Origin of the sequence: Bradyrhizobium sp. CCBAU 45389, from assembly GCF_028128625.1 — a bacterium.
Classification (GTDB): Bacteria; Pseudomonadota; Alphaproteobacteria; order Rhizobiales; family Xanthobacteraceae; genus Bradyrhizobium; species Bradyrhizobium liaoningense_B.
The window spans coordinates 1-5,824 of the sequence record NZ_LBIY01000053.1 but is presented as its reverse complement, the minus strand read 5'-3'; the positions used below and the strand labels follow the sequence as shown (position 1 = coordinate 5,824).

The following is a 5,824-nucleotide window of genomic DNA, read 5'->3' as shown; positions in this document are numbered from 1 at the left end:
CTGCAAGACCACCAACCTTGGTAGGTCACTTAAGACGGCTTCCCCGGTAGAAGCACGTTCTGGGGTTAGCGGCACGAGATAGGGACAGCGCCTTCCTCCCTCCAGCGGAATGCGCCGAGTCACGTCATCTCCAACTCCCCCGGAGTGCGGATGCGGCAGAGACAGCGCCTTTGTCCAAGGCCCCCGGGCCGACATGGGCGCCGAGTCGCATCTGCGCTGCTTTTTTCATGGTCACCGATGTACACCGAGCGGCGTTAAGTCGTTCAGTCCTGTAATATCTGTCAGATTACACACGTTACAAGTTAAGGCTGTAATTATCATCAGGGCTCGCTTTTCGTCAATCCGCAGTATTCCCAGATTGAAGGATTGCTGGAATTCAAGGAATGCTCTCGTCCAGTCAACCGACACCCGGTCGAGTCCAAAAGGAGCACGACGAAAATGGAACTCCGCTTAGTCGTAAACAACGACGGGGCCCTGCATAACCGCGTTTGCGAGGCTGAAGAAACCAACATCCTTGCCCGCGAGGAACTCGCTATCGCTGTTATCGAAGCGTGGCGTGGAGGCAATGTCATCCCGCTCTCGCAATTGGGCCTTGAGGAGGGTGCGTACCGGGAAGCGTTGGATACCCTCTCGCTACACCCCGCTGGAGCTGACGGCGAAGCGTATTTCGGCGCGCTGAGCACCAACGGACGAGGGCAGGCATTGCTCCAAGGAGAATCGTATCTGCGCGCACTGGAGATAGAATCCAAAGTCGTCGCTGAAATTCTCGACGCCTTGAAGGGTGGTCGCGCAGCCATAGTGCCTGTGCCTCAGAGTGAACGCAGGGGCCTTTCAAGCGCCGAGTAGCCGCTAACTTAATCGGCAGTGCGGGTGTGGCAGGGACAGCGTCTGATCGAACGCAACCGAACAGCGCCGAGTCTCGCCCGCACTGCCTGCGATCTGGCACTCATAATTCCTCACGGACACTCAGGGAGGGAGAGGAGGTTGTTCGGCTGAATTCCGTCCACTGTTGTCTTGATGTACTTGTGCCGGCCGTCAGTGGCGACGATGACCTCGGCAGTGACGCCTGATTCTTCGACGTAGTACTCCCACTCGCGGCTTTCGAGGTCTCGGATAGTCTTCTTAACGGATAGCTTCCATCGCGTTCCGTCTGAATTTACCCCGCCGACATATTTGATTCTCTCATGTGCGCTTCGCCTGTCACTCTTGTTTATACAACAAATGCGCACGCGTTTGGGCATGCTGGGTGTCTCCTGTTTCGGCAAGCTTTCGGACCAGATTAGAGAGTGCCTGACGACGTGGGGCCGACCGATTCTGGTAGTTGCGCCACGTGCTTTCCGGACGATACTTTCCGCCGTCAGCTTCAGTCGCTTGAGGCTGGCCATGTTGAAGTTGGCGGGGCGTGGTAGGGACAGCGCTCTAACTCCAACGCTCGGGGCGCCGAGTCACGTTGCCGCTAACTTCGGGGCGATCCCCGGCACTCAGCGTTGGGATCGCAAGGCGATTGACTGGTAGCTGGACCGGGCTTCCGGTCTGCAAACCGGGGCGACCGCATCGAGCGATCCGCTGGCAGAGTGGCTGGCTTCTAGACGTGCAGGCCGGTGAGCGCGATCTGGGGTCGATAACCATCACGGACACTCAGGGAGCCAGAGGAGATTGTTCGGCTGAATTCCGTCCGCTGTTGTCTTGATGTACTTGTGCCCTTCGTGTTTGGCCACGATCAAACCAGCCGTGAGCCCGTCTTCCTGGATATAGAATTCCCACGCGCCGCTTTCGATGTCTCTGATAGTCTGAACGACAGATTGCTTCCACTGACTTCCGTTCGAATATACCCCGCCGATGCTGCTGATTCTCTCGTGTGGATTCGTCCTGTCGGTCTTACTGATGCAACGAACGCGTGCGAGTCTGGCCACGGGGGTCCTCTTCTTCCGCATGCAAAAAGAGCAACCAGCGTAGCGTTCAGTGGCGGACCATGCTGCCGACCAATTCAGGTAGTTGTGCCAGGGCTTTTGCTGATGGAAGTATCCTACCGTCAGCCTTATTCCGTCGCTGAGGCTGGCAGTGGAGTTAGCGGGCGCGTGGTAGGGACAGCGCTTCTTCTTCTCTCAGATTGAGCGCCGAGTCACGTGGCCGCTAACTCCCCCCCCGTGGGGCCAAAGGATGCGCATATTCGAGCGACACATCACAGCCCTACGGTCGCAAGCGCTTGAGGTGCTTGCAGCCAATCAGGCCCGGGCGGCCGATCAGTCTTTGAGCCTGGCAGATCGCCAAGTCGCGACATCTGATGCAGCTGAGGCTCAGGCAGTGTTGGGCATACTCGATAGCGTGAAGCCCAATCTTAGGCCGAAGGATGCCCGGCGGATCGCTGCGCGCATACGCGATCTTCTAGAGGGTGAGGGTTGAGTGCCGCACGACTCTCTCGTGGACAAAGGTGGTCAGCCCCGGTCTTCGGCGACGGTCTGGTCAACAAGGCCTGCCTTAAACTCGTGAACATCAGCGCCGAAGGAGTTCGACTAGGGGCACTTGTCGCCCAGCTTCAGATACTCGTTGCCTTTGATCTGCCAGCCGATCCATTTGGAGGGTTCCTGGCTCTTGATGAAAGTCTCGAAGGGCTTCAGCGCCTCCGGAATATTCTCGGTCTTATTGCCGGTGCCGGACGCCTTATGGATCTTGCTGTTCTTCGGGATGTTACCGGGCTTCGATTTGCCGAATGCATCTCGCAATTCTTTGAAGTCGGAGATCGTTTGTTCGATTTCCGCATTGTTGGTGAGCGTCTCCGCTTCACACCAGCGAGTAGAATGTCGATGGCCTCAATCGCCGCAACATAGTCCGGCGTTTTAATAAAGATATCGAAGCTGTTCTTAAGGACTTCGTCTTTCTGGAAAACGAACTGCTGGACGTAATCTTCATCGAAGACAAGGGCGGAAGTCATACCGTCAATGCCCTGCACAGTGGGCGACTGTGCATCAGCCTTGCCTCGGCTTTTGAACGGCATGAGGTCACCGAGAGTGCCATCTCCGCGAATCTGGCTGACAACGGCTTTTGCCAAGGTACTTTTGCCAAGGCCGTTGGGTCCATATTTGATATTCAGCGCGCCTTTCAGCACGCTGATTTCGGCACGGTCCACACTGTTACAGTTTTTGATGACGACGGTTAGTTGGGTCACGCCAACGCCCTCCGATTCCAAGTAGGAGAGACTATGAACCCAAACCTCCGGCTTGCACGCAGCAAGTAAGCTCAATCCCCAAGAAAACTCAAAGTCATCAGCGGAGTGGGCTGCACTTACCAGAGCGTCTGCTGCTTGAGCGGCTTGCGCGCCTCCGTTACGCCCTAATCCATCGCCCAGGTCTCGTTCGACCGCGTCGCCGGTTTGCGGTCGTCGCGCAACTTGGCCTTAACCCGACGCTTCGGCGTTTTGTTGCGCAATTGCGGGCCCAATTCGCGATAGATGCGACGGGTCTTGTTCTGGCCGTGGCGCCATCCCTCGCGGGCAGCAAGACGTGCACACGGCGATAGCCGTAGCGAGCGCGAACATAGCAGATCTCCTTGATCCGATCTTCAAGGACAGCCTGGCCGGAGCGACGCGACCGGTAATCGTAGGTTGATCGGCCGAACTGGAGAGCGTCACAATCTGCACCCGCTAGTCACGGCACATTTCGTCGACCACCTTGCGCTTCCGGCCAAGCTTCATAGCTTTCGGCGGATCACCTCCTGCAGCATCTCCTTGTCGAGCGACAGGTCCGCCCAGCTTCTTCAGCTTGGCGTTCTCGTCCTCGAGCTGCTTCAACCCTCGCATTTCAGTCGGCAGCAGGCCGTCGTACTTAGTGGGATGGTTTACCGGCGTAAGATCACTTGCTGTCTCCTAGAGAAGTACTTCTAAATTGCCTGAAGAAAATGAGAAACAACCACGCCGAAAGGGGTACAAGAGAAGACACAAATGAGGTGGACAGCGATGGAACCCGATATTGGTGAACCTCTCAGGCGACATGAGGTGATCCCTTTAAACGAGCCTGTGATCAGTCCAGAACCGCCTGATCTTCCCGAAGTTCCGACCAAGGTGCCTGAAAAGGAACCGGCATGAGCTTTGTGGTCGGCGAACTTGTTGGCTATCGGTATTGGGTTGTCTCTTGGCAAGGGAATCTGTTTGGACCACACAGCTGGCGCCATTGGCACCCTGAAGAGCCGATGTCAGGCCGCGGTATGAACGATAGTGGCCATGCCGGGGTGTATGCCTTCAAGACCAGAGACATGGTCGAGCGCTTCATTACGAGCGTACCGGCCCGGAGAGAGCTTGCAAACACCTGGCGGTCCCCGCCTCTTCTTCCACCACCAACGGGCCAGCAAGGGCCAGTTGCTCTTGCAATTGGCTCAGTCTGGCTGTGGGGTACAATCTGGGAGCATGAGTCAGGTTTCCGCGCTCAGTTCGGGCGCGTGCGGACTATCGATGAGTGGTGCGTGGGCGAAGAGTTTGAACAGCGTCAAACGGAAGGTGTCCTACTCGAACGATTACGAAACAAGTACGGTTGTGCTTCTAGACAAGACATGAGTTTCAACTGAGCACTGCGCACGAATTGCACCTCTCGACGGCAGTGTCGATGGCGCTCGTTTTGATCGCATTGCTTTTTTCGGGGTACTCCATGTCTATGTACGACAGTGATTCAGTTCGAGAGACGTGAGAATCCCCACGACGCGGCTTTGTAAAATCGCTATTGCTATCCGAGATATTCGGCGGTGTCGCGAATCTAAGGGATTTCGAGCGCTGCGAGGAATGCGGCATGGATCGCGGCCGCGGAGGGCAGCAAACCGTCTTCGTCAAGTTAAGCCACACGCTTGCATCGCCGCAGGCCAGCCGTTGCGTTGTCGACCGCGCGTTCGCAGGTGTCGTGCAGATGCAGCGTTATTCTCTTGTCCCGCCATTTGGCTTGGACTTCCCCAAGCGACGCGCAGCGGCGTCGTCCTACCCATGGTGTCCCACAAGGAGATGTCACCGATCGCGACACCGCATTCTTCATGCATTGCGCAGCCGTCCTGAAGCGTACTCATGACCTGCGTAGGTGCCGCTTGAGAATTTTTGCGCTCAATGTGAGAGCACCGCTAGAAGAGTCATCTTCTGCAAAGGTTCACACAATGGACACCATTCGGACGACATAAGGCGACCTTTGTCACCGCGTATCGAAGTGTACGCAGGCGCAGGTCGAATGCGCTGGCCGGACGATTTGAAGGCACAGATTGCTGCGGAAAGCCTTGAGCCGGGGGCGATTATCACAGATGTCGCGCGTCGCCATGGGTGCCGCCCCCAGCAGGTGCACGACTGGCGGCGCCGGGCGAAATCGACGAACACCTTCTCGCCACCCAGATGAGTCGTAAGCGTCGTTCCACTCCCACCTTCTCTTAGGGTTTGTGATGGGCCAGGTTCGCGATCTCTTTGAAGGGATCGGCCTGTGTCTATGCTTGACCATACGCTTAAGTCGGACGTGACAGCGCGCCGGCTGGAAGTGATCACAGAGACGGGCCGACGTCGTTGGTTCTCCAAGGACGACAAAGCCCGGATTGTGGAGGAGACACTGGTCCCGGGCGCGGTGGTTTCCGAGATTGCCCGACGACACGGGCTGACACCGCAACAAGTGTTCACTTGGCGCCGGCAGGCACGCCGGTTGCCGGCGCCGGAAGCGGACGATCCGCAGTTTGTACCTGCGGTGGTAGACGCCATGGCACCGGTCGCGGTTGCTGGCCATGAGCGAAAGGCAGGTAAGCGCGTATTTTACCGCACAGGCTAGGCGCGCGGCTGGCCGCGGCGTCGCGTGACGCCGGGCCCCAGCAGTGT

Annotated in this window: 6 protein-coding genes and 1 pseudogene; 3 read left to right on the top strand and 4 right to left on the bottom strand. The window is 57.4% G+C overall.

The features are described 5' to 3' along the window. Positions 1-438: 438 nt before the first annotated feature. Entirely contained in the window at positions 439-846 is a 408-nt protein-coding gene (locus tag XH79_RS07170) for a hypothetical protein (RefSeq protein ID WP_271581205.1), read from the top strand. A gap of 110 nt (positions 847-956) precedes the next feature. Here the strand turns inward: XH79_RS07170 and XH79_RS07165 are convergent, their stop codons facing one another. The 4 genes and pseudogenes from XH79_RS07165 to XH79_RS07150 all read right to left on the bottom strand — a co-directional run. Next, on the bottom strand, positions 957-1,241 hold the full coding sequence (locus XH79_RS07165) for a DUF3892 domain-containing protein (protein ID WP_271581204.1): 285 nt from the start codon (positions 1,239-1,241) through the stop codon (positions 957-959). A 387-nt stretch (positions 1,242-1,628) separates the two neighbouring features. Continuing rightward, positions 1,629-1,934 (bottom strand): DUF3892 domain-containing protein, encoded by a 306-nt coding sequence (locus XH79_RS07160; RefSeq protein ID WP_271581203.1) that lies wholly within the window; start codon positions 1,932-1,934, stop codon positions 1,629-1,631. Between the two features lie 680 nt (positions 1,935-2,614). Beyond that, positions 2,615-3,166: a hypothetical protein gene (locus XH79_RS07155; RefSeq protein WP_271581202.1), complete on the bottom strand. Its 552-nt coding sequence runs from the start codon at positions 3,164-3,166 to the stop codon at positions 2,615-2,617. A 167-nt stretch (positions 3,167-3,333) separates the two neighbouring features. Beyond that, positions 3,334-3,853 (bottom strand): annotated as a pseudogene (locus XH79_RS07150) (IS3 family transposase); the annotation flags it as partial. Positions 3,854-5,198: 1,345 nt separating this feature from the next. On the opposite strand from XH79_RS07150, the gene XH79_RS07145 reads away from it, so the two are divergent. Both XH79_RS07145 and tnpA read left to right on the top strand, forming a co-directional pair. After that, on the top strand, positions 5,199-5,360 hold the full coding sequence (locus XH79_RS07145) for a transposase (protein ID WP_333938836.1): 162 nt from the start codon (positions 5,199-5,201) through the stop codon (positions 5,358-5,360). Between the two features lie 87 nt (positions 5,361-5,447). Continuing rightward, complete coding sequence (gene tnpA / locus XH79_RS07140; protein WP_271581201.1) at positions 5,448-5,777, top strand: IS66-like element accessory protein TnpA; 330 nt, start codon at positions 5,448-5,450, stop codon at positions 5,775-5,777. Positions 5,778-5,824: the final 47 nt, after the last annotated feature.